Source organism: Clostridium sp. OM05-9 (assembly GCF_003481465.1).
Lineage (GTDB): Bacteria > Bacillota > Clostridia > Lachnospirales > Lachnospiraceae > Coprococcus > Coprococcus ammoniilyticus.
Map to the genome: position 1 here is coordinate 66,996 of NZ_QULF01000001.1, position 21,803 is coordinate 88,798.

At 43.3% G+C, this 21,803-nt stretch carries 22 protein-coding genes; 20 read left to right on the top strand and 2 right to left on the bottom strand.

The window, feature by feature from the left end; all coding sequences use genetic code 11:
* Positions 1–38: 38 nt before the first annotated feature.
* The 10 genes from DXB77_RS00265 (at position 39) to DXB77_RS00310 (ending at position 9,034) form a co-directional block, all read left to right on the top strand.
* Positions 39–872, top strand: a complete 834-nt coding sequence (locus DXB77_RS00265; protein ID WP_118662399.1) for an RNA methyltransferase — start codon at positions 39–41, stop codon at positions 870–872.
* 301 nt (positions 873–1,173) lie between these two features.
* Entirely contained in the window at positions 1,174–1,545 is a 372-nt protein-coding gene (locus DXB77_RS00270; protein ID WP_117808180.1) for a CidA/LrgA family protein, read from the top strand.
* Positions 1,538–2,230 carry an LrgB family protein gene (locus DXB77_RS00275; RefSeq protein WP_117808181.1) on the top strand — a complete coding sequence of 231 codons (693 nt, stop codon included), beginning with the start codon at positions 1,538–1,540 and terminating at the stop codon, positions 2,228–2,230. Before DXB77_RS00270 ends, DXB77_RS00275 begins: the two co-directional genes overlap by 8 nt.
* 103 nt (positions 2,231–2,333) lie before the next feature.
* Positions 2,334–3,017 carry an FCD domain-containing protein gene (locus DXB77_RS00280; protein WP_118662400.1) on the top strand — a complete coding sequence of 228 codons (684 nt, stop codon included), beginning with the start codon at positions 2,334–2,336 and terminating at the stop codon, positions 3,015–3,017.
* 38 nt (positions 3,018–3,055) lie between these two features.
* Positions 3,056–3,628 (top strand): cytidylate kinase-like family protein, encoded by a 573-nt coding sequence (locus tag DXB77_RS00285; RefSeq protein WP_021943650.1) that lies wholly within the window; start codon positions 3,056–3,058, stop codon positions 3,626–3,628.
* Entirely contained in the window at positions 3,629–4,273 is a 645-nt protein-coding gene (locus DXB77_RS00290) for a methylated-DNA--[protein]-cysteine S-methyltransferase (RefSeq protein WP_118662401.1), read from the top strand.
* 315 nt (positions 4,274–4,588) lie between these two features.
* Entirely contained in the window at positions 4,589–5,089 is a 501-nt protein-coding gene (locus DXB77_RS00295) for a DNA-deoxyinosine glycosylase (RefSeq protein ID WP_118662402.1), read from the top strand.
* 214 nt (positions 5,090–5,303) lie between these two features.
* On the top strand, positions 5,304–5,885 hold the full coding sequence (locus DXB77_RS00300) for a TetR-like C-terminal domain-containing protein (protein WP_182439408.1): 582 nt from the start codon (positions 5,304–5,306) through the stop codon (positions 5,883–5,885).
* A 222-nt stretch (positions 5,886–6,107) separates the two neighbouring features.
* Complete coding sequence (locus DXB77_RS00305) at positions 6,108–7,883, top strand: oleate hydratase (RefSeq protein WP_118662404.1); 1,776 nt, start codon at positions 6,108–6,110, stop codon at positions 7,881–7,883.
* 179 nt (positions 7,884–8,062) lie between these two features.
* Positions 8,063–9,034 carry a hypothetical protein gene (locus tag DXB77_RS00310; RefSeq protein ID WP_118662405.1) on the top strand — a complete coding sequence of 324 codons (972 nt, stop codon included), beginning with the start codon at positions 8,063–8,065 and terminating at the stop codon, positions 9,032–9,034.
* A gap of 214 nt (positions 9,035–9,248) precedes the next feature.
* On the opposite strand, the gene DXB77_RS00315 is transcribed toward DXB77_RS00310, so the two are convergent.
* Both DXB77_RS00315 and DXB77_RS00320 read right to left on the bottom strand, forming a co-directional pair.
* Positions 9,249–9,671, bottom strand: a complete 423-nt coding sequence (locus DXB77_RS00315; RefSeq protein WP_118662406.1) for a flavodoxin — start codon at positions 9,669–9,671, stop codon at positions 9,249–9,251.
* Between the two features lie 138 nt (positions 9,672–9,809).
* Entirely contained in the window at positions 9,810–10,361 is a 552-nt protein-coding gene (locus tag DXB77_RS00320) for a DUF3793 family protein (RefSeq protein ID WP_118662407.1), read from the bottom strand.
* Between the two features lie 263 nt (positions 10,362–10,624).
* On the opposite strand from DXB77_RS00320, the gene eno reads away from it, so the two are divergent.
* From eno to DXB77_RS00370, 10 genes are all read left to right on the top strand, one after another.
* Entirely contained in the window at positions 10,625–11,920 is a 1,296-nt protein-coding gene (gene eno / locus DXB77_RS00325; RefSeq protein ID WP_118662622.1) for a phosphopyruvate hydratase, read from the top strand.
* A 205-nt stretch (positions 11,921–12,125) separates the two neighbouring features.
* Entirely contained in the window at positions 12,126–13,340 is a 1,215-nt protein-coding gene (locus tag DXB77_RS00330) for a PrsW family glutamic-type intramembrane protease (protein ID WP_182439409.1), read from the top strand.
* Between the two features lie 110 nt (positions 13,341–13,450).
* Positions 13,451–13,759, top strand: coding sequence for a rhodanese-like domain-containing protein (locus DXB77_RS00335; RefSeq protein ID WP_118662409.1), 309 nt, complete (start codon positions 13,451–13,453; stop codon positions 13,757–13,759).
* A gap of 240 nt (positions 13,760–13,999) precedes the next feature.
* Positions 14,000–15,613 (top strand): hypothetical protein, encoded by a 1,614-nt coding sequence (locus tag DXB77_RS00340; RefSeq protein WP_118662410.1) that lies wholly within the window; start codon positions 14,000–14,002, stop codon positions 15,611–15,613.
* An 86-nt stretch (positions 15,614–15,699) separates the two neighbouring features.
* Entirely contained in the window at positions 15,700–16,845 is a 1,146-nt protein-coding gene (locus DXB77_RS00345) for a class I SAM-dependent RNA methyltransferase (protein ID WP_118615342.1), read from the top strand.
* Positions 16,846–16,852: 7 nt separating this feature from the next.
* Positions 16,853–18,553, top strand: a complete 1,701-nt coding sequence (locus DXB77_RS00350; RefSeq protein WP_182439410.1) for a lectin like domain-containing protein — start codon at positions 16,853–16,855, stop codon at positions 18,551–18,553.
* A gap of 20 nt (positions 18,554–18,573) precedes the next feature.
* Positions 18,574–19,173, top strand: coding sequence for an XTP/dITP diphosphatase (locus DXB77_RS00355; RefSeq protein WP_118662411.1), 600 nt, complete (start codon positions 18,574–18,576; stop codon positions 19,171–19,173).
* Complete coding sequence (locus DXB77_RS00360) at positions 19,154–19,687, top strand: metallophosphoesterase (RefSeq protein ID WP_118662412.1); 534 nt, start codon at positions 19,154–19,156, stop codon at positions 19,685–19,687. Before DXB77_RS00355 ends, DXB77_RS00360 begins: the two co-directional genes overlap by 20 nt.
* 30 nt (positions 19,688–19,717) lie before the next feature.
* Entirely contained in the window at positions 19,718–21,367 is a 1,650-nt protein-coding gene (gene rlmD / locus DXB77_RS00365; RefSeq protein ID WP_118662413.1) for a 23S rRNA (uracil(1939)-C(5))-methyltransferase RlmD, read from the top strand.
* A gap of 50 nt (positions 21,368–21,417) precedes the next feature.
* Positions 21,418–21,801 carry a hypothetical protein gene (locus DXB77_RS00370; RefSeq protein WP_118662414.1) on the top strand — a complete coding sequence of 128 codons (384 nt, stop codon included), beginning with the start codon at positions 21,418–21,420 and terminating at the stop codon, positions 21,799–21,801.
* Positions 21,802–21,803: the final 2 nt, after the last annotated feature.

A 21,803-nucleotide genomic window follows, 5' to 3' on the forward strand; every position in this document is an offset into this window, starting at 1 on the left:
CATAATAAAATGACAAGCGTGTGTATCAGGAAGAAATTATGATGGAGATAATAGAAGTAGCGGATCTGAATCGATCGGAGCTGGTGGTTTATGCGGAACTCTCGGAACGGCAGCTTGCAACAATCTATGAACCGGCGGAAGGGCTGTTTATTGCTGAGAGTCCGAAGGTGATCGGGCGGGCGTTAGATGGTGGATATGAACCGGTGTCTTTTCTGGCAGAAAAGGGACAGCTTGCAGAGGCCGAGGAGATTCTGAATTGGATGGAGGATGTTCCAATCTATGTTGCACCGGATGAGATATTGACGAAGCTTACCGGTTATCATCTGACAAGGGGGCTCTGGTGCGCGATGCGCCGCAGGACATTGCCAACGATAGAGGAGGTATGTCAGGGAGCGAAGCGGATCGCTATTTTGGAAGAAGTGGTCAATCCGACAAATGTGGGAGCATTGTTCCGCTGTGCCGCAGCACTTGGTATGGATGCAGTGATATTGACCGGTGGCTGCAGTGATCCTCTTTACAGGCGTGCAAGCCGTGTGAGTATGGGAACGGTATTCCAGATTCCGTGGACAATGTTGTCAAAGAAGGATGGTGTCTGGCCGGAGCAGGCAATGAAGACATTGAAAGAAATGGGCTTTAAGACGGCGGCAATGGCACTCCGAGAAGATAGTGTAGGAATTGATGATCCGCAGTTAAATAGTGAGGAAAAGCTGGCAATTGTGCTCGGTACAGAGGGCGATGGGCTGGCCGGAGATACGATAGCTGACTGCGATTATACGGTTATGATTCCGATGGCACATGGCGTAGATTCACTTAACGTAGCGGCGGCAGGAGCGGTAGCTTTCTGGCAGCTGGGACATCAGCGGCAGGAGTAGTATCCGTTTGTAAAGATTGTGCGTCGACGGCAGGAAAGGGTGGTCTTCTGGCAGTTGAGATACCGCTGACAGGAATAAATAGTATTCATCTGGAAAGTTATAGCATCAGTCGCAGAAAGGAGCAGCCCGCAAGAAAACATGCTGGGAATATATTGATGACGATTTGGTAAAATAATAAATTGACAAATAATAAGATGGCAGTATAATGATTGGTAGCACTGAATTGGTGCTACCAATTTCTTTTATATGAAAAAGTATAGTTCAAACGAAAAAGGATAAAAAATGTAGAGAGGATATTTGAATGAAGTATATTAGACAGTTTTTAATCATTCTTGCAATTTCATTTATCGGGGAACTGCTCAAATATGTATTACCTTTGCCGATTCCTGCCAGTATTTATGGAATGGCGATTTTATTTGTATGCCTGATGACTGGATGGATCAAGTTAGAAGCAGTGAAGGAGACAGGGAAATTTTTAATTGAGATCATGCCATTGATGTTCATTCCTGCCGGTGTTGGTCTGTTGGTTAGCTGGGGAACGCTGAAGCCGGTGCTGATTCCGGTATGTGTGATCACGGTCGTTACAATCATTACGGTTATGGCAATGACAGGCAGACTGTCACAGTGGATCATCAGAAAGGATAGGAAGAAAGAGGAACAAGAGGATGCATGATTTTTTTGAAAACTCCCTGTTTGCGGGAGTTACACTTAGCCTGATCTCATATTTGATCGGGTCAATATTAAAGAAAAAATTCAAACTGGGAATATTTAATCCGTTGCTGATCTCGATTGTAGTTACCATCCTGGTACTGGTTGTGAGCAGGGTGGATTATGATACTTATAATGAGGGCGCCCAATATTTAAGCTGGCTGTTGACCCCTGCAACTGTATGCCTGGCGATCCCACTCTATGAACAGTGGGAACTGCTGAAGCATAACTGTAAGGCGGTTATGGCAGGTCTTGTTGCCGGTGTGGTGACAAGTCTTTGTACGGTGTTTGTATTGTCAAAGATCATGGGACTTACACATGAGGAGTATGTAACGATGCTTCCGAAGTCTATTACGACTGCGATCGGTATGGGTGTTTCAGAAGAACTGGGTGGATATGTAACGATTACGGTTGCGGTTATTATCGTAACGGGTGTTCTTGGAAATATATTTGGTGAATTAGTGTGCAAGATTTTTCGAATCACCGAACCGATATCAAAGGGTCTGGCATTTGGATCTGCATCTCATGCGATCGGAACGGCAAAGGCGATCGAGATCGGTGAAGTGGAAGGTGCAATGAGCAGTCTGGCGATTGCGGTTTCCGGTATTCTTACGGTTGTGCTTTCGTCGTTATTTGCGCATTTTATGTAGTTATATACGCCGCATTATAAAATGCAGGGGTTTATTTCAAATTTATAGATCAGATATCAAAATATAGAAATAACGAAATTTATTGATAGTCAGGGAGACGAGTATGGAAAAACAACATGTTACATCAGAATATGAAAAAGCAATTCAATATATTTACAGCCTGATGCAGGACGGAACCTTGCAGAACGGAAGCAAGCTTCCAACCGAACGTACGATAGCGGAGACGTTAGGAATCGGAAGAAATTCGACTAGGGAGGCACTCAGTATCCTGCATGGCATGGGAATGATCGAACGCGTACAGGGATCGGGAAATTATATATCAAAAAATGCCGGAGAGTCGATCCGTCAGATGCTTATGATGATGCTGGCACTTGGCAGTATCACGAAATCCGAGGTCTGTGAGTTCCGTTGTACAATGGAAAAGTCTGTATGCAGTATGCTGATCGAGAAAGGAATACCATTTGAGTGTCAGGTGCTTCTGGAGGATAATTTGGCAAGGATGGAGCAGGCGGATGGTTCCGAACTGGTTAGCGTGGATAAGGAATTTCATGAATTGCTGATCCGGGCAACAGAGAATGAACTATTTTCGATGATCATGGAGGCGGTTATGATCGTTTATCGGGAATGGATCGATCTGGTGCTGCGACGTGTGAATACAAAAGAAAAGACAAACTTGCTTAATTATCACAAGCAGATCTATAATAGTGTATTGGAACGTGATGAAGCAGCCATGAAAGCGGCGGTAGACGGGCATTATCATTTGATCAGCCAGATGCTTGCATTGTAGGTGAATAGAGGTAATATATAAGAAGGAGGTAAGAGAGTATGATCGTAACACTTGGAAGACAATGTGGATGTGCCGGAGATGAAGTTGGAAAAAAATTATCGGAGCTGTTAGGGATTCCCTTTTATACGAAGCCAGAACTGATCGCGCTTGCAAAAGAAAAGAAAATTTATGAAAAGTATCCAATGTATTTTGGTGAGCAGCCGGTAAATGCGATGATCAGTTCGGTTGCGGATGATTTCTGTCCGAAGAATCAGTATGATACACCGAAACGGGCATTGTCAGCAATGTTTGGCGGACAGAGTTTTATTATTATAGGACGTGCTTCGAATTATGCCTACCGGGATGATAAGGATGCTGTCCGGGTGTTTCTGTGCGGAGATAAGAAGCAGCGGGCGTATCATATCGCAGGAAAGCATAAAATCTCGGAGCGAAAGGCTATAGCGCTTGTTGAAAAGACAGATGAGAAACGGCGTGGTTATCACAGATATTATACCGGAGAAGAATGGGGCTATGCAGAGAATTATGATCTGTGTATAGACGCGGTACGACTGGGTGTTGATAAGACGGCGGAATTGATCGCAGACTATGTAAAGCATGTCGGAGGAAGATAAATGACAACGAGAGAAGAAGCGCTGGCATATGGACTGTCTTTTCCTGATACATATCAGCAGGCGCCATTTCATGATCCGAACTGGCAACTGGTGCGTGTGAAAGGAAGCAAGAAGGCATTCCTGTGGACATATGAGAGAGACGGATATATTAATCTGAATGTAAAGGTCGATCCGGAATGGCGGGATTTCTGGCGGAGCGCATTTGACTCGGTGATACCGGGCTGGCATCAGAATAAGGAGCATTGGAATACGATCGTTCTGGATGGAAGCATTCCGGATCAGGATGTGAAACGGATGATTGCAGAGAGTTATGATCTGGTGACAACCAGTCCATCAAAGAGAATCTATGAGGCTGTGAAAAAGATTCCAGCCGGAAAGGTTGCAACCTATGGTCAGATCGCGGAGCTTGCCGGGGATAAGAAGATGGCGCGTGCAGTGGGAAACGCGCTTCATAAGAATCCGGATCCGGAGCACATTCCCTGCTTTCGTGTGGTAAATGCAAAGGGTGAATTATCCGGAGCATTTGCATTTGGCGGAAAGAATGTACAGGCAGATCGATTGACGGCAGATGGAGTTACAGTTGTCGATGGACGGGTGGATATGGAGAGATTTGGAATAAAGATCTTAGATGGAGAAATCATATAAAAATATATAAGTGAAAAATGATTTATATGCAGGAAATGACCGTTCAAATACAAAGGTTATTTGAAACAGAAAACAAGTCATTTTTGCAAGACTACTGTACAGGCAGGGGGAGGCAGTATATAATATATCCGTAATTCCAACATGGGGATTTAAATGAGGTTTGGGATACATATATAACCAGAGACTTGTCGGGGGCGATAGTCTCTGGTTTTTTTGTTTGGAATGCATATTTTACGGAGTGGAAGTTAATTATTTTGTAATTCCGTTTGAATGTGTAAGATTTGCAGGCAATTCTTTATTTGAAAGGAAATAAAAATGTCAGAATATCAGTATGTAGAGCATGAATTTGCTCCGGTATATAATGAAGAATCACAGGTGCTGGTTCTTGGCAGTCTGCCCTCGGTGAAATCCAGAGAGCAGGGCTTCTACTACGGACATCCGAGAAACCGTTTTTGGAAGGTTGTGGCAGCTGTACTTGGTGTACCGGAACCCTTGACGATAGAAGAGAAAAAACGGATGCTGCTTGCCGGTCATGTGGCGGTCTATGATGTGATCCGGGCTTGTGAGATCATCGGTTCCAGTGACAGCAGTATCCGAAATGTTGTTCCTGCAGATATTAAAAGCATTGTAGCACATACTCCGATCCGGGCAGTTTTTACAAATGGTAAGACTGCCGGCAGATTATACAAAAAATATCAGGCAGAACATATCGCTCTTCCGATGATCGAGCTGCCATCGACAAGTCCGGCAAATGCAACGTTTTCACTGGAACGACTGGAAGAAATATGGAAGCAGGAGTTAGGAAAATATTTGTAAAAGTATTTTACATTAATTATACACAACTTTACAGATTCATCAGATGGTTTTACCTGTGTATGATAGCGGGCGTTTTTTTGTATGATATACTGCATTCAGACCAGAATTTTCTCATGCCATTAGCTTATTTTTAATTTTACAAAATTCTGGTGGGTATGGTATAGTAAGGATAACTTTTTTTCTGATGAACAATAGACGCGGAGGTTACAAGGAAATGTCTCAGATAACGAAACGTGCGTTGGAAGCATCACTGAAGAAGCTTCTTACAAAGAAACCGCTTGATAAGATAACGATAACGGATATCACGGAAGACTGCGGCATCAACCGAATGACATTTTACTATCATTTTAAAGATATCTATGATCTGGTAGAGTGGGTGTGTGTGGAGGATGCAACGAGGATACTGGGTGAGAATAAAACCTATGATACCTGGCAGGAAGGCTTCCTTCGTATCTTTGAAGCGGTGAGCGAGAATAAGACATTTATGATGAATGCATATCATTCGATCAGCAGAGATCAGGTAGAAAAATATCTGTACAGTCTGACGTACGATCTGATGATCAAGGTTATTGATGATAAGGCAAAGGACATGCAGGTTCGTGAAGAAGATAAGAAGTTCATAGCTGATTTTTACAAATGCTCCTTTGTCGGCGTATTGCTTGAGTGGATTGAGAATGGCATGAAGCAGGATCCGCATGTGATCGTAGATAAGATAGGACTGGTGATGCATGATAATATTACTAGGGCACTGGAAGCATTTCGGACAGATGCCTTTCACAAAAAAACAGAGAGCTGACAGATACATTGAAAAAACAATGTATCTTATTTTTCAGACCGGTTATCCCATCAAAACAGGGGAAATGATAAAATTTTAGACAGAACAAGTACCGTGAATATATTTTTATCACGGTACTTTTTTTGTTTATTGAGGGCAAAAACGGGGCATCTTATAATAAAGACAGTTTTTGAAATAACTGGTCTGTTTGCGGGCAGGCTGTATAGATTGGAGGTAATTCGTATGTATTATGCAAGTGGAAATTATGAAGCATTTGCCAGACCAAAGAAGCCGGCGGGTGTGGATCAGAAATCGGCATATATTATAGGTTCGGGACTTGGTGCATTGGCGGCAGCCTGTTTTCTGGTAAGAGATGGACAGATGAAAGGCTCACATGTACACATTCTGGAGAAAGACCCGATTCCGGGCGGTGCATGTGATGGTTATCAGTACAGCGATATTGGCTATGTTATGCGTGGCGGACGTGAGATGGATAACCATTTTGAGTGTATGTGGGATCTGTTCCGTTCGATTCCGTCCATTGAGACAGAGGGTATCAGTGTACTGGATGAGTATTACTGGCTGAATAAAGCAGATCCAAACTATTCTTTGTGTCGGGCAACTGAGAATCAGGGACAGGATGCACATACCGATAAGAAATTCGGATTATCCGATAAGGGTGCAATGGAGATCATGAAGCTGTTCTTTACCCCGGATGAAGAATTATATAATAAACGGATCGATGAGTATTTTGATGAAGAAGTGCTCAACTCTAACTTCTGGATGTACTGGCGGACGATGTTTGCATTTGAGAACTGGCATTCTGCACTTGAGATGAAGCTCTATATTAAGCGTTTTATCCATCATGTCGGAGGACTGCCGGATTTCACGGCACTTCGTTTTACCAAATATAACCAGTATGAGTCCATGATTCTTCCGATGGTAAAATATCTGGAATCATTCGGTGTGGTGTTCCATTATAATACCAAGGTTATAAATGTGGAATTCGAGATCGAAGCAGGAAGAAAGCTGGCAAAGAAGATTGATATTATCCGTGACGGTGAAGCAGATGCGATCGACTTGACCGAGAATGATCTGGTATTTATCACAAATGGCGGCTGCGTGGAGAATTCTTCATACGGAAGCCAGAACAAACCGGCTGAGTTCAAGACCGAGATCCGCGAAGGCGGCGGATGGGATATGTGGCGGAAGATCGCTGCACAGGATCCGTCTTTCGGACATCCGGACAAATTCTGTTACGATCCGGAGCAGTCAAACTGGATGAGTGCAACGGTAACGACTTTGGATGAAAAGATCCTTCCGTATATTAAGAATATATGCAAGAGGGATCCACTTTCCGGCAAGGTAGTTACAGGTGGTATCGTGACTGCAAGAGATTCCGAATGGCTGCTCTCCTGGACGATCAATCGCCAGCCACAGTTTCGTAATCAGCCAAAGGGTCAGGTGCTTGTATGGGTATATGCCTTATTCTCGAATAAACCGGGTGATTATGTAAAGAAGACCATGCGGGAATGTACCGGTAAGGAGATCTGCGAAGAATGGCTCTACCATATCGGAGTACCGGAGGAGAAAATACCGGAGCTTGCTGAGCACAGCGCAAACACAGTGCCGGTTATGATGCCGTATATTACAGCATTTTTCATGCCGCGTGAGAAGGGCGACCGTCCGGATGTCGTACCGGAGGGAGCGGTCAATTTTGCATTCCTTGGACAGTTTGCTGAGACAGCAAGAGATACGATATTTACAACCGAGTATTCGATCCGGACAGGTATGGAAGCAGTATATACTTTGTTGAATATCGATCGTGGTGTGCCGGAGGTCTGGGGCAGTGTCTATGATGTCCGCGACCTGTTAAATGCGACAGTAGCGATCCGGGATGGAAGAAAGATTACAGATATGAAGCTTGGTCTGAAAGAAAAGATCGCGATGAAAGAGCTTTTAAAGGCGGTAGAAGGAACCGATGTCGAGAAACTGCTGCGGGAGCATGGAGCGATATAGGAACAAGACCTGCGCAAAGAAAGTATTACGAGAATAGAATGAAAAAGTAGCAAAAAGCATCTGCCGGAGCATGGATGATAGAAATTCATGACGGGTGGATGCTTTTATTTATATATAGTGATATAATATTAATATCCATAACACTTGCATATGTAAGGAAAATAAGAGGAGGAAGGCGAATGAAAAATCTATTCAAAAAAACATTGTTAGCAATTACTGCGATCCTGTTGTGTGGAATGTTATATGTGACAGGCTCCAGTGTGAGTCTGGCGGCGACGGATGCTGAATCAGCACAGGAAACAGGAGAAAATGCAGAGCTGACAGGAGCGGCATCAGGTGTCAGACACGTTGCTGCAAGGGGAATGTATCATTCAGGTGATTTTATTTATTTTAAATCATCGAAAGGAATACTTGCTTATAATCTAAAAAAGCATGCTGCCCGCTATGTGGTAAAGGGTGAAGGTATAGGCAGTTTTTTGGTAAACAAGGGTTATCTGTATTACAATGTGAATAAAAAAGCTGACTGGGGCATTTACAAAATAAAAACAACCGGAAGTTCCAAACAAAAGCGGTTATGTAAAGATGGAAATTTAGGCTTTATCCGGAACAATCGTCTTTATTATGGACATTCCGGTTTATGTTCCATGAAGCTGGACGGAACAGATAAGAAGTGCCATATGAGAGTAAAGGATAATGCAAATGGAATGGTGTTCTATTATAAAGGCAATTATTATTACAGCGTATTTCCGTATTTAACTGAGTCGTACTCAGTTGATACAAAATTTAAACATAAAAAGAAATATAAGCCCGGAAATGACAAGGTGAACGCTGCATTTGTCAGAGCCTTTGATGATATGCAGTATAATGAGAGCCTGACTGTGCGGGGATATCAGTATGGAACCTTGATTAAAAATGGAAAAAGCTCAAATTCCATTTACAAATATGCAGATTCTTATTATGGAAAAAGTACAGGAAAACGAAATAAAAAGATCTATCAGTCATCCAAAAAGAAGCTGCGTGTATTGTCGGCGTGTCCGGGATATATCATGATCGCAGAAGGTAATAAGGATGCATCATATGAAAAAGGAACCGTAAAGATCATAAATGAGAAGGGAAAAGTCCTTGCAACATTAAAAAAGAGTCAGAAATAAATATAAAATATGTAAAATAATAAAATGCTCTGGCAGAGGTGTGGTTTGCCAGAGCATTTTTGTGACCAACGGTCAGTATAAACATTTGTGTGAAGAAAGCTGACTGTTGTCACATTTGTCAGAGAATCCAGAAAAGAATCCTCGTAGCTGGAAGGACTGCCACATGGCAGATTCCTGTGTTTTGGTTGTGTTTAGAGATGTGTATTATTATTTATTAAACAAGTGCTTCGCCAAGTGCAGTACAATCAGCAAGACCTGCTTCATCCGGTGTTTCATGGCAGATCAGTGGAGCTGCTGCAAATACAGCACCGTCAGCCTGGCACTGAGCTTCCCATGTATCCATCCATTCGCCGCTTCCCCAGCCATATGAACCGAAGATGGCGATCTTCTTACCGTTTAATGCCGGTTCACATTCAGCGAACATTGGCTCAAACTCGCTTTCTTCTAAGACTTCAGCACCCATAGCAGGGCAGCCAAATGCGATTGCATCATAGTTATCTACCATATCTGCAGTAAATTCTGCGGATGTTAAAAGATCACATTCTGCACCTTTTGCTTTTACACCTTCTGCAACAGCCTGTGCCATTAATGCTGTATTACCTGTGCCACTCCAATATACAACTGCAACCTTACTCATAGTAGGTTCCTCCTTATAATTCATGTATTTTATATTTAGAGATCTCCGCACGAAAATGCTTACGGGAATCCCCTATATTCATTTTGTTATGTGAACGTCATTTGCATAAATACTTATTTTGTTATGCAGATGCAATAATTATGCAGCAACCGTCAACTGCCAGATGGTTCGTCCCTGATGCCAGAGATTTGCATAGATCTCACGGCATTTTTTAAATTTGGCAAATGTTTTCTGGGCCTCACCCAGATCTCCGTATACCTTCCAGTCGCCCATGCCCTTGCAGTTGCTCCCGTGGTATTTGATAAATCCGAGAACATCATTTAACGGGTAGCCAAGGAAGACACCGATCTCATGCGGAAACTCTTCCGAACCATGAAGACGTGTACGAAGCTGTTCAAGCATTTGATCGATCGTTCCTGCCTGATATCCTGTGCTTACAAGAAAAGAGAGGATCTCCGGTCTTGATAATTCGCGAACCATAGCATCCGGTCTGTAGACATAGATCAGGGCAGTTTCAGCATTTTCCCGCAGGATCGTGATCCGGATCCCTTTTTTCTGAAATTGTGCATCCCAGACAGCCACACTTTCGTATAATTCTTCTCCGGAAGAAAAACGATAAAGAAACAGGCTGGCAGGTTTTAAGGACGCCAATGTAGGCGAACAATGTGTGATCAAATATTCTTCAAACATAATCTGAAACTCCTGTAACATTAAATTATCAAATGCGACAGTATTAGTATGTGTCATTTCAGAACCGTTCATGCAATGGTTAGACACATCTAACTCATGGCTGCATTATACGGTGTGTTCTTGTAAAAATCAAGCGAAATATGTGATAGAAATTCTCAATTAATTCGACGTATTTTTGTTGACGACAGAGGTTATAACATGCTATTTTTTAGTTGGTTAGAAAAAACTAACTAAAATCTTGTGAATAGAGGAATTGGATAATGATGAATTATTTAGAAATCGAAAAAGTAATTGGACGAGAGATTATTGACTCAAGAGGAAATCCTACAGTAGAAGCAGAAGTTATTCTTGCAGATGGTACTGTTGGACGTGGAGCAGCTCCAAGTGGTGCATCAACAGGTGAGTTTGAAGCATTAGAGCTTCGTGATGGCGATAAGAATCGTTTTGGCGGTAAGGGCGTTCGGAAAGCTGTTGAAAATATCAACACAACAATTAATGACGTATTAGTTGGAATGGACGCATCTGATACATATGCGGTAGATCAGGCAATGATCCAGGCAGACGGAACAAAGGACAAGTCAAATCTGGGTGCAAATGCAATCCTTGCTGTATCAATCGCAGCTGCAAGAGCAGCAGCTATTTCACTGGATGTACCTTTATATCGTTTCTTAGGTGGTGTAAGCGGAAACAGACTTCCGGTTCCTATGATGAACATTATCAATGGTGGATGTCATGCATTATCATCCGGTCTGGATGTTCAGGAGTTCATGATCATGCCGGTTGGTGCTCCTTCATTCAAAGAGTGTCTCAGATGGTGTGCAGAAGTATTCCATGCACTTCAGGCAATCTTAAAGGAAAGAGGACTTGCTACATCAGTTGGTGATGAAGGTGGATTTGCACCTGCACTTGCATCTGATGAAGAAGCAATCGAGACAATTCTCGAAGCAGTAAAGAAAGCCGGATATGAACCGGGTAAGGACTTCAAGATCGCTATGGATGCAGCTTCATCCGAGTGGAAGACAGGCAAGGTTGGCGAGTACAAGCTGCCAAAGACCGGTACAGTATATACATCAGAGGAGCTGATCGCTCACTGGAAGAGACTGGTTGAGAAGTACCCGATCATCTCCATCGAAGATGGTCTGGACGAAGAAGACTGGGAAGGCTGGAAGAAGCTTACAGCAGAGCTTGGTGACAAGGTTCAGTTAGTTGGTGACGACCTTTTCGTTACAAATACAGAGAGACTTGCAAAGGGTATCGAACTTGGCTGTGGTAACAGTATCCTGATCAAATTAAACCAGATCGGTTCTGTATCAGAGACACTGGAAGCAATCAAGATGGCTCACAAGGCCGGATACACAGCTATCTCATCGCACAGATCCGGTGAGACGGCAGATACAACGATCGCAGATCTTGCAGTTGCTTTAAATACCTGCCAGATCAAGACCGGCGCACCATCCAGATCCGAGCGTGTAGCTAAGTACAACCAGCTCTTAAGAATTGAAGAAGAGCTCGGTGCTTCAGCCGTATATCCGGGTATGAAAGCCTTCAATGTAAAATAATTATTGTCATATATTTTCCTCAAAAAAATATGAATAAAAGGTATGGGAGACGTAAGCAATACGCCTCCCATATTTTATATGTAAAATAAGACCTGTAAGTAGAGTTTTTCACTGCCGGGTGGTATAATTTTAAACAAGTCATATTATGTTGAAAAGATTCGATGGTTGTGATTACAGACATCGGATCAGGATAATGGGAGGGCATATGAGTCGAATACTGATCATAATAGCAGTCTTACCGGCATTGATCCTGCTGGGTTTTATATATATGAGAGACCGGAAAGAGAAGCCGCCGGTCAAATTAATGGTATTGCTTCTGGCACTTGGTGCAGGTACGATCATTCCGGCAGCGATTGCAGAATTTATCGGGCAGTTAATCGTTGCACAGACAGATACGGATCATCAGACGATGCTGCTGGTGCTCTGCTTTCTGGTGATCGGAATTGTGGAGGAGCTTGGAAAATATCTGGTAACGGTCTGCACTACATGGAAAAGCAGAGAATTTCAGCACAGCTATGATGGAGTTATTTATATGGTCTGTGCATCTCTTGGCTTTGCTATATTGGAAAATATCTTATATGTTGCTTCCGGCGGAATCGGAACGGGCATCCTCCGGGCATTTACCGCTATTCCACTTCATTGTACGGTAGGTGTTATCATGGGTGCACTTTATGCGAAGGGAAGAGAAGCGGCATATGCAGGTGACCGTGCGGGTATGATCGGATTTATGGCATGGGCATATATCGTGCCGGTATTTATTCATGGCTTATATGACTATCTTGTGATGGCGGCATCGTATGAATATATTTCGGAGGCATGGGTATTCCTGATCCTTGGAGTGATGTATGTACTTTCAATTTTTCTGATCTTTTACTGTTCAGCACATGACCGCAGAATTGACGGCAGACCGGAGACTGCAGATTATGGGATGTACCGGATGGATTTTCGCAGACCGGGCAGAGGATATTATTATCCAGATCAACCGGATTACCGGGCGGGTTATCCGGGCTATCCGGGTGGTGATGCGTATGGTCAGGCCGGAGGATATATGCAGAATACAAATTACAACCCATACAATGGTGGTTATACACAGGGGATGAATGCCAATGCAGGTCAATCAGCCTACGGCACAAATTCCGGGTATGAGGTAAAGGATGATTATAATCGAGGCAGCGCATATCCGACTAATATGGAGTACATGCAAAATACTGGTTATAACCCTCAAAACGGTTATACTGTGAATAGAGCATATATGCAAAATGGCGGCTACATGGGAAATGTAACATATCCGCAAACTGGAGTGAATCCATATCGGCAGCAGGAGAATCCCGGATCACAGAATTATCCACAGAGTTATACGTCGAATGGCACTGGTACGGATTATGGCATGACAGGGTACAACGGACAAGGACGGAAATAAGACAGGAATTGTGGCAGAAACGCTGAATATGCCTCACGTTTTGATGGAAGAGACATATGATGAATATATAGGAATCCATATAGCAGGAACATTTGCCAGGGGGTGAAATGATGAGATTTCACAACATACCGGTCCGCGATATCATGCAGGAAGCAGTCCGCTATGGCGGGGTGATCGTGGACATTCGTACAGAAGAAGAATTTCTGAGAGGGCACATACCGATGGCAGTCAATGTACCATTGTCGGATATACAGTATGGTAATTATAATCTTCCTAAAAATAAAGTGCTGCTCACATATTGTCAGTATGGAGGCGGCAGTGCACTGGCAGCGAGACTGCTGTCGCAGGCAGGATATAAGGTGATCAATACCGTTGGGGGAATCGTACAGTATAAAGGAGCATTGACGAAAAACCGCTGACAGAGGGTGTAACTAGCCATTATGAAAGAGAAGAAAATGTGGTTTGAAAATGAGAATAACAGAATAGATCGATCCCGGACATGACAGAACCTGTTAAGGAAGTGCATGACCGGGATTTTTTTGTTTAATTTACTTGTGGTGGCAGGGGGAAGTATGTATAATATGGACAGGGTAATTGGCGGGTATCCCAGGATATTCCGGAGGTACTTATTTTTTTAGAAAAGAAAGGATATAGGGTAAATGAGAAAAAGAATTTTAGGAACGATCATTGCGGCAGGTTTTTTTGCTGTAGCAGCATTTGCAGGGGCAAATGGACTGGCAGAGACACAGGCGGCATGTGAACATTCACAGGTGAAGGATGGAGCCTGTGTGGATTGTAATGATCCGGTAGAATGCATCGAGGTAGAGGATGCAAGTGGAACAGCAAAGGGCACTTATTCTAAACTAGAAGATGCAGCGGCGGCTGCCGGAAACGGTGATATACTGAAGCTTCTATATAATTGTGAGAGTACATCAACATATATTGATGCTGGGAATAAGAATCTTACGATTGATCTGAATAAGAAGGAGTTAAAGGCTGTTCATTTCGATATCATGGGTTCGCTTGTGATAGAAAATGGAGAATATAGTGGCTATATAAGGAATGCAGCGACAGGGAATGAACATACATTAACATTTGAAAATGTGAGAGCAGATCTTACGCAGCTTGGATGGTATGCAAAGGGTGGCATTAAACTGGTAAACAGTAATATAGAACAGCAACATGATGGTGCAGCATTTACAGAATGGTGGCTTGAAAAGCTGCAGATGGATCAGACATCTGTTTATAAGATTACAAATTCGCCAAGCGGACTAAGCAATTATGGGTTGCTTTCATTAGATGAAGCTGTGGGCGGTATTGAGGAATTTCTTCCGGCTGGATACACATTGGATGGACAGCCGAATTCCTATAATACGATATTAGATGAAACAGGCACAAAGGCGAGAAGCGTAGAGCTTCGTTATCGCCGGCTGACAGATGCGACAGTTTCTGTATCCATTGCCCCGACTTCTTATGTATATGATGGAAAAGCAAAAGAGCCAACAGTGACTGTCACATACGATGGAAGAGATCTGACAGAAGGAACGGATTATACCTGTACATTTACAGATAATATCAATGCAGGAACAGCAAATGTAAAAATAACAGCAAAGGGTAAGACTTATCACGGAGAAACCGTAAAGAATTATACGATCGATAAAGCACCACAGACAGCACCAACCGGTCTTACGACAGAAAATGAAAGTGCAAAAGGGAAAAAGGACGGTTCCATTAAAAATGTTGATATATCCATGGAATATTCCGTTGACCAGAATGTATGGAAGCCGATCACAGCAAATACGATCACAGGCATTTCTGCCGGTGATTATTACGTCAGATATAAGGAAACAGCAAATTATTATGCATCGGGAGCAACAAAAGTAACGGTTAAAATGTCTGTCCCGGATGGTGGAACAACAGAAAATGTGACAACAGAAGACGTGACAACGGAAGCTTCTACAGATGCAACGACAGAGGATACAACGGAAGCTACAACTACGACAGAAGATAGTACCGATGATACAACGGAAGATGTAACGACAGAGTCAACGGATGATACTCAGGATGAAACGGAAGATGTGACAACAGAATCCGAAGAAGTTGTATCAACGGAGGACCAAACAACAGAGAAAACAGATGCCGATAAGCCGGATGACCAGAAGAACACCGGAGTAAAGACAGGAGATGATTTTGCTATGAAGACAGCAGTTGCAGGTATGATCATTTCACTGGGGCTTGCCGGAATCGTTGTTATAAATAAACGCAGAAAATAAAATCAGAAACAAAGATATAAGAGAAAAGGAGTGCTGGATTTGGACAGAAATGTCTGAATCTGGCACTTGTGATTGAAAGGAAGTATATGAGCAGAATCGAATTGATCGCTCCATGTCATTTTGGATTGGAGTCAGTATTGAAAAAAGAAATCCTGGATCTTGGATATGAGATCGTTCAGGTAGAAGACGGAAGAATTACATTTGCAGGAGAAGAAGATGCGGTTGCAAGAGCAAATATGTTTATTCGTACAGCTGAACGTATCATGATCAAGTGCGGAAGCTTTAAGGCTGTAACATTTGATGAATTATTTGAAGGAACCAAGAGTATTCCATGGGAGCGGTATCTGACCCGTGATGCAAAATTCTGGGTATCCAAGGCTACATCAAATAAGAGCGCACTGTTCAGCCCATCTGATATCCAGTCCATCGTGAAGAAAGCTATGGTAGAGCGTTTGAAACAGACCTACCATGTATCATGGTTCACGGAAGATGGAGCAGAATATCCGGTTCGTGTATTTATATTTAAGGATATTGTTACAATAGGGTTAGATACATCAGGAGTATCTCTTCATAAACGTGGCTACAGAAAGCTGGTTGGTAAGGCCCCGATATCAGAAACCCTGGCATCGGCACTGATCATGCTGACACCGTGGAACAAGGATCGTGTACTGGTCGACCCATTCTGTGGAAGCGGAACATTTCCAATCGAGGCTGCTATGATCGGAGCAAGGATCGCACCGGGCATCGATCGGGATTTCCTGGCTTCCGAGTGGGCGAAGGTCGGAGATAAGAAGATGTGGTACAATGCGATCGATGAAGCAAATGACATGATCGACCATGATGTGAAGATGAATATTCAGGGCTACGATCTGGATAATGAAATGGTGAAGTGTGCGATGGAGAATGCCAGAGCAGCGGGAGTGGATGAACATATCCATTTCCAACAGAGAGATGTAAAGGATCTCAGGCATCCGAAAAAATATGGCTTTATCATCACGAATCCGCCATATGGTGAACGTCTCGAGGATCGGGAGGATCTTCCTGAATTATATAAGACGATCGGGGAAAGCTTCAGACGACTGGATGACTGGTCGATGTTCCTGATCACGTCATACAGTGAGGCGGAGAAATATATAGGAAGAAAGGCGGATAAGAATCGTAAGATCTACAATGGTATGATCAAATCATATTTCTATCAGTTCATGGGACCGAAGCCGCCAAAGAGAAAGTGAGACCAAATTGAAAAAGTTTTTGATAGCGGTAGCAGTTGCAATCTTGAGTGTATTGCTCTATCTGGGCTTCTTCCGGCATCCGGATGTGAGCGTGGAAAAGACCGACGGTTCGGAGGCTGCGGCCGAGGCAATGATGAAAGAGATCGTAACAAGTGCAAATGAAAAGGGTGTTACGTTATATATCAATGACAATAAGATCACAGAGGCGGAATATCAGGCATATTTCAGTGATCGGTTACAGTTGATGATCCCAATCGCAGCATTTACCGATAAACTGGATTGTCTGGTAAATGTATATGAAAACGGAACGATCACACTGGCAAAAGGTGACAGCCTTGTTAAAGTTTATGGTGATTCGGATGTGGTAAATATCAATGGAAATGCAATACAGGCAATCGACAAGCCGGAGAAAAAGGATGATATCATCTATGTGCCGGTGAATGAGATCTGCGAGGCATTAAACTACAGCTGTAATATCAATCTGGAGACAAATGCTGCGGTGTTAAAAAAGATTGCCGAGGAAGAAAAGCTTCCGGCTGCATATGACATGAGAGAACATGATCGTGTATCTCTTGTAAGAGATCAGGGTATCTATGGAACCTGCTGGGCATTTGCATCACTTGCGGCACTGGAAAGTACGATCCGTCCGGCTGAAAATCTGGTGTTTTCTGTTGATCATATGGCAATGAATAACAGCTTTAATGTCAGCCCATTTGACGGTGGCGAATATTATATGAGTATAGCCTATCTTGCAGCATGGCAGGGACCGGTGCTTGAGGAAGATGATCCGTATGGTGATAACCAGACGGTAAATGGATTGTCGGCGGTAAAGCATCTGGAAGAAGCCATCATCCTGAAGGACAAGAATTACGAGGCGATCAAATCATCCGTATACAAATATGGCGGTGTGGAAACGGTTATCTACTGTGATATGAAGAATGCAACGAGTAGTTCTTATTACTATAACAGAAACCGTAGTTCCTATTATTATGATGGAGATCAGACGCCGAATCATGACGTAGTGATCGTTGGCTGGGATGACAACTATCCGAAGGAATATTTTAATACAGAACCGGCGGGAGATGGCGCATTTATCTGCAAGAATAGCTGGGGGCAGGATTTTGGTGACGAGGGATTCTTTTATATCTCTTATTATGATACCAATATCGGTATGAACAGCGTAGTATATACGAAGCTTGGAAATAGTGACAACTACGACAAGATCTATCAGTCAGATCTGATGGGCGAGGTCGGAACGATGGGATTTGATGACAGGCCGGAGGCCTATTTTGCAAATGTCTATACGACTGGAAAGAACGAGACATTAAAGGCAGTTTCTTTTTATGCAACAGGCCCGAAAACGACATATGATGTGTATGTTGTGACGGATTTTACCGATGTATCCGACTTGCAGCAGCGGACAAAGGTGGCATCCGGTGAAATGCAGTACGAGGGTTATTATACGATCAATCTAAATGAGGCAGTACCGCTTCCGGATGATCGGAAATTTGCGGTGGTTGTGCATGTGAACACACAGGATTCCACAATGCCGATCGCAATCGAATATAATAATGATGAGAAAACGGCGAACTTCGATATCACGGATGGCGAGGGCTATATCAGCCTGTATGGCACGAAGTGGTCGAGTGCGGAGCTGGAGAATGACTGTAATGTCTGTTTGAAAGCCTTCACGGATGTGGGGGATTGAATAGAAAAGGAGAAGACAAGATGAAGAAATTGATTTTTGCTACGGGTAATGAGAATAAGATGAAAGAAATCCGCATGATCCTTGCGGATTGTGGATATGAGATCCTGTCGATGAAGGAAGCCGGAATTCAGGCTGACATCGTAGAAGATGGAAAAACATTTGAAGAAAATGCCATCATCAAGGCAGAGGCGATCCGTAAGAAGACAAACTGTCTGGTGCTTGCAGATGATTCCGGTCTGGAGGTAGACTATCTCGATAAAGCACCGGGAATCTACTCTGCAAGATTTATGGGTGAAGATACTTCATACCGGATCAAGAATAAAGCGATCATTGACAAGCTTGCCGGTGTACCGGATGAGAAGCGTACAGCAAGATTCGTATGCGCGATCGCGGCTGCATTTCCGGATGGAAAGACCATTACCAGACGTGGCACGATCGAAGGAATCATTGGATACGAAGAACGCGGCGAGAATGGATTTGGCTATGATCCTATTTTCTTCCTGCCGGAGTATGGTAAGTCCACAGCAGAGTTGTCACCGGAAGAAAAGAATACGATCAGCCACAGAGGAAACGCACTTCGTTTGATAAAGGAAGTTATAAATGAGAATACTGATAATTAGTGATACACATGGAAGAACCAATACGATTCGGGATGTCTTAGATACGGTGGGTGACATCGATATGTTTATCCATTTGGGAGATGTCTGCGGAGATGAAGAATATATTTATGATAACGTAACCTGTCCGATACACATGGTTGCCGGGAATAACGACTGGGATTCCGATCTTCCGATGCAGGAGGAATTCATGATCGGCCGGTATAAGGTATTTATCACGCACGGACACCGATACAGTGTCCATTATGGAACGGACCGCTTACAGGAGCTGGTCAAATATGATGGTTACGATATTGTGATGTATGGACACACGCATGTCCAGAATCTGGAACGATATGGCGGTGCTTATATCGTAAATCCGGGCAGTCTGGCATATCCGCGTGATGGCATGAATGGCAAATACATGCTGCTGGAATTTGATCAGCATGGAACACCATTTTTTGCAGAAAATGAACTGAAACCGAAACGTCGGATGCGCAGCATATTTGAAGATATGTGGGGCGACCGGGAAGAGTAGAGATTATTAGAGACAAGAAAGAGGTCGGCTGTGAAGAAACGAGAGATTATAGAAGGTGTTATAAAAGACTATGATTTCCCAAATAAGGGAAGCTTTGAACTGGATGGCAAAAAAGTGATCGTGAAGGGAGCACTGCCCGGACAAAAGGTGTCCTGTATGGTATCCAAGGTGCGGAAGGATAAGGCAGAAGCACGTCTGTTGGATGTGCTGGAACGCTCCGAGATCGAAGATGCAGTACCACCATGTCCACAGTTTGGCATTTGCGGCGGCTGTGCATACCAGACCATGAGCTATGAGCATCAGTTGGAATTAAAGGCAGGACAGGTGAAGAAGCTGTTAGATGGTGTGATCGATTCAGAGGCACATCCATATGACTGGGAGGGCATCATCGGCTCGCCTGTTACAACTGCATACCGGAATAAGATGGAGTATTCATTTGGCGACGAATATAAGGATGGCCCGTTGGTGCTGGGGCTTCATAAGAAAAACAGCATGTATGATATCGTTCCTGTCTGTAATTGCGTGATCGTAAGCGAAGATTATAACAGGATCGTTTCTTATACGATGGAATTCGCAAGGGCGAATGGACTGTCTTATCATAAGAAAATGCAGCATGTAGGACTGCTTCGTCATCTGGTGCTTCGCCAGTCCAAGACAAATGGCGGACTTCTGGTAAATCTTGTAACCAGCACGGACGGATTAGAGAATCTGGATCTGAATGCATATGTAGAAGGGCTTCTGGCACTTCCGCTTGACGGAACGATCGTTGGTATTCTCCATACGGCAAATGATTCTCTGGCGGATGCTGTTGTGCCGGAGAAGGTAACGCTGTTATACGGAAGAGATTATATCGAGGAAGAGGTGCTGGGACTGCATTTCCAGATCTCGCCGTTCTCATTTTTCCAGACAAATACAAAGAGTGCGGAACGACTGTACAGCAAAGCCCGTGAATATGCCGGAGATACCAAGGACAAGCTGATCTTCGACTTATACAGCGGAACCGGAACGATCGCACAGATGTTATCCCCGGTTGCATCCAAGGTTATTGGTGTCGAGATCGTGGAAGAAGCAGTCGAAGCTGCAAGAGAAAATGCAAAGAGCAATGGACTTGATAACTGCGAATTCATCGCAGGCGATGTCTTAAAGGTCATCGACACGATTGAGGAAAAACCGGATCTTATCATCCTCGATCCACCGAGAGATGGCATCAATCCAAAGGCGCTCCTTAAGATCATCAACTACGGTGTAGATGAGATCGTCTATATCAGCTGCAAGCCAACCTCCCTCGCAAGAGATCTTATGACTTTGCAGGAGCATGGATATTATGTGAAAAAGGCATGTGCAGTGGATCAGTTTGTGAATACCGGGCATGTGGAGACGGTTGTTCTTTTGTCCCAACAAAAAGCGGATGATTATGTTGAGGTGGAATTGGAGTTGGACGAACTGGATGTGACGACCGCAGAGAGTAAGGCGACTTATGCGGAGATTAAGGATTATGTCTTGAAAAAGCATGGGTTGAAGGTTTCTAATCTGTATATTTCACAGGTAAAAAGAAAATGTGGAATAGAGGTTGGGGAGAATTATAACTTGCCTAAGTCGGAGGATAGCAGACAACCTCAGTGTCCGGAAGAGAAGGAAAAAGCGATAAAGGATGCGCTGGAGCATTTTGGGATGGTTTAGACATCAAGAAATTATGATACAAAAATTGGTCATGCAAAGGAGGAGATAATATGCTTGCTTTTAATGAAAATGGTAAATTGACAGAGTATGAAGAAACAAATTTTTTAAAAGTATGTGACTCATGTCACCATATATACAAGCAAAGGGTTGAACAACAACTAGAAGGAATGCGTGAAAGAGAATATGATATTTGTCCTTTGTGTGGTGAAGAAAATGATAGTAGTATGCAAGTTGATTTCTATAATTCTCGATTAACAGAAGAAGAAATATCTAAATTAAGGAAAAAAGCATTGATAAAAACAATAATAGGATACTGCCACAAGCAGTACAAGCAAACAGATTGTTTAGTATGTGATCATCAAAATGGTTGCCCAGGAGAATGTGAAGGTAACTGCAAAAAATGTTTGGAGGAGGTACATTTTCCCAGTAAATAGCC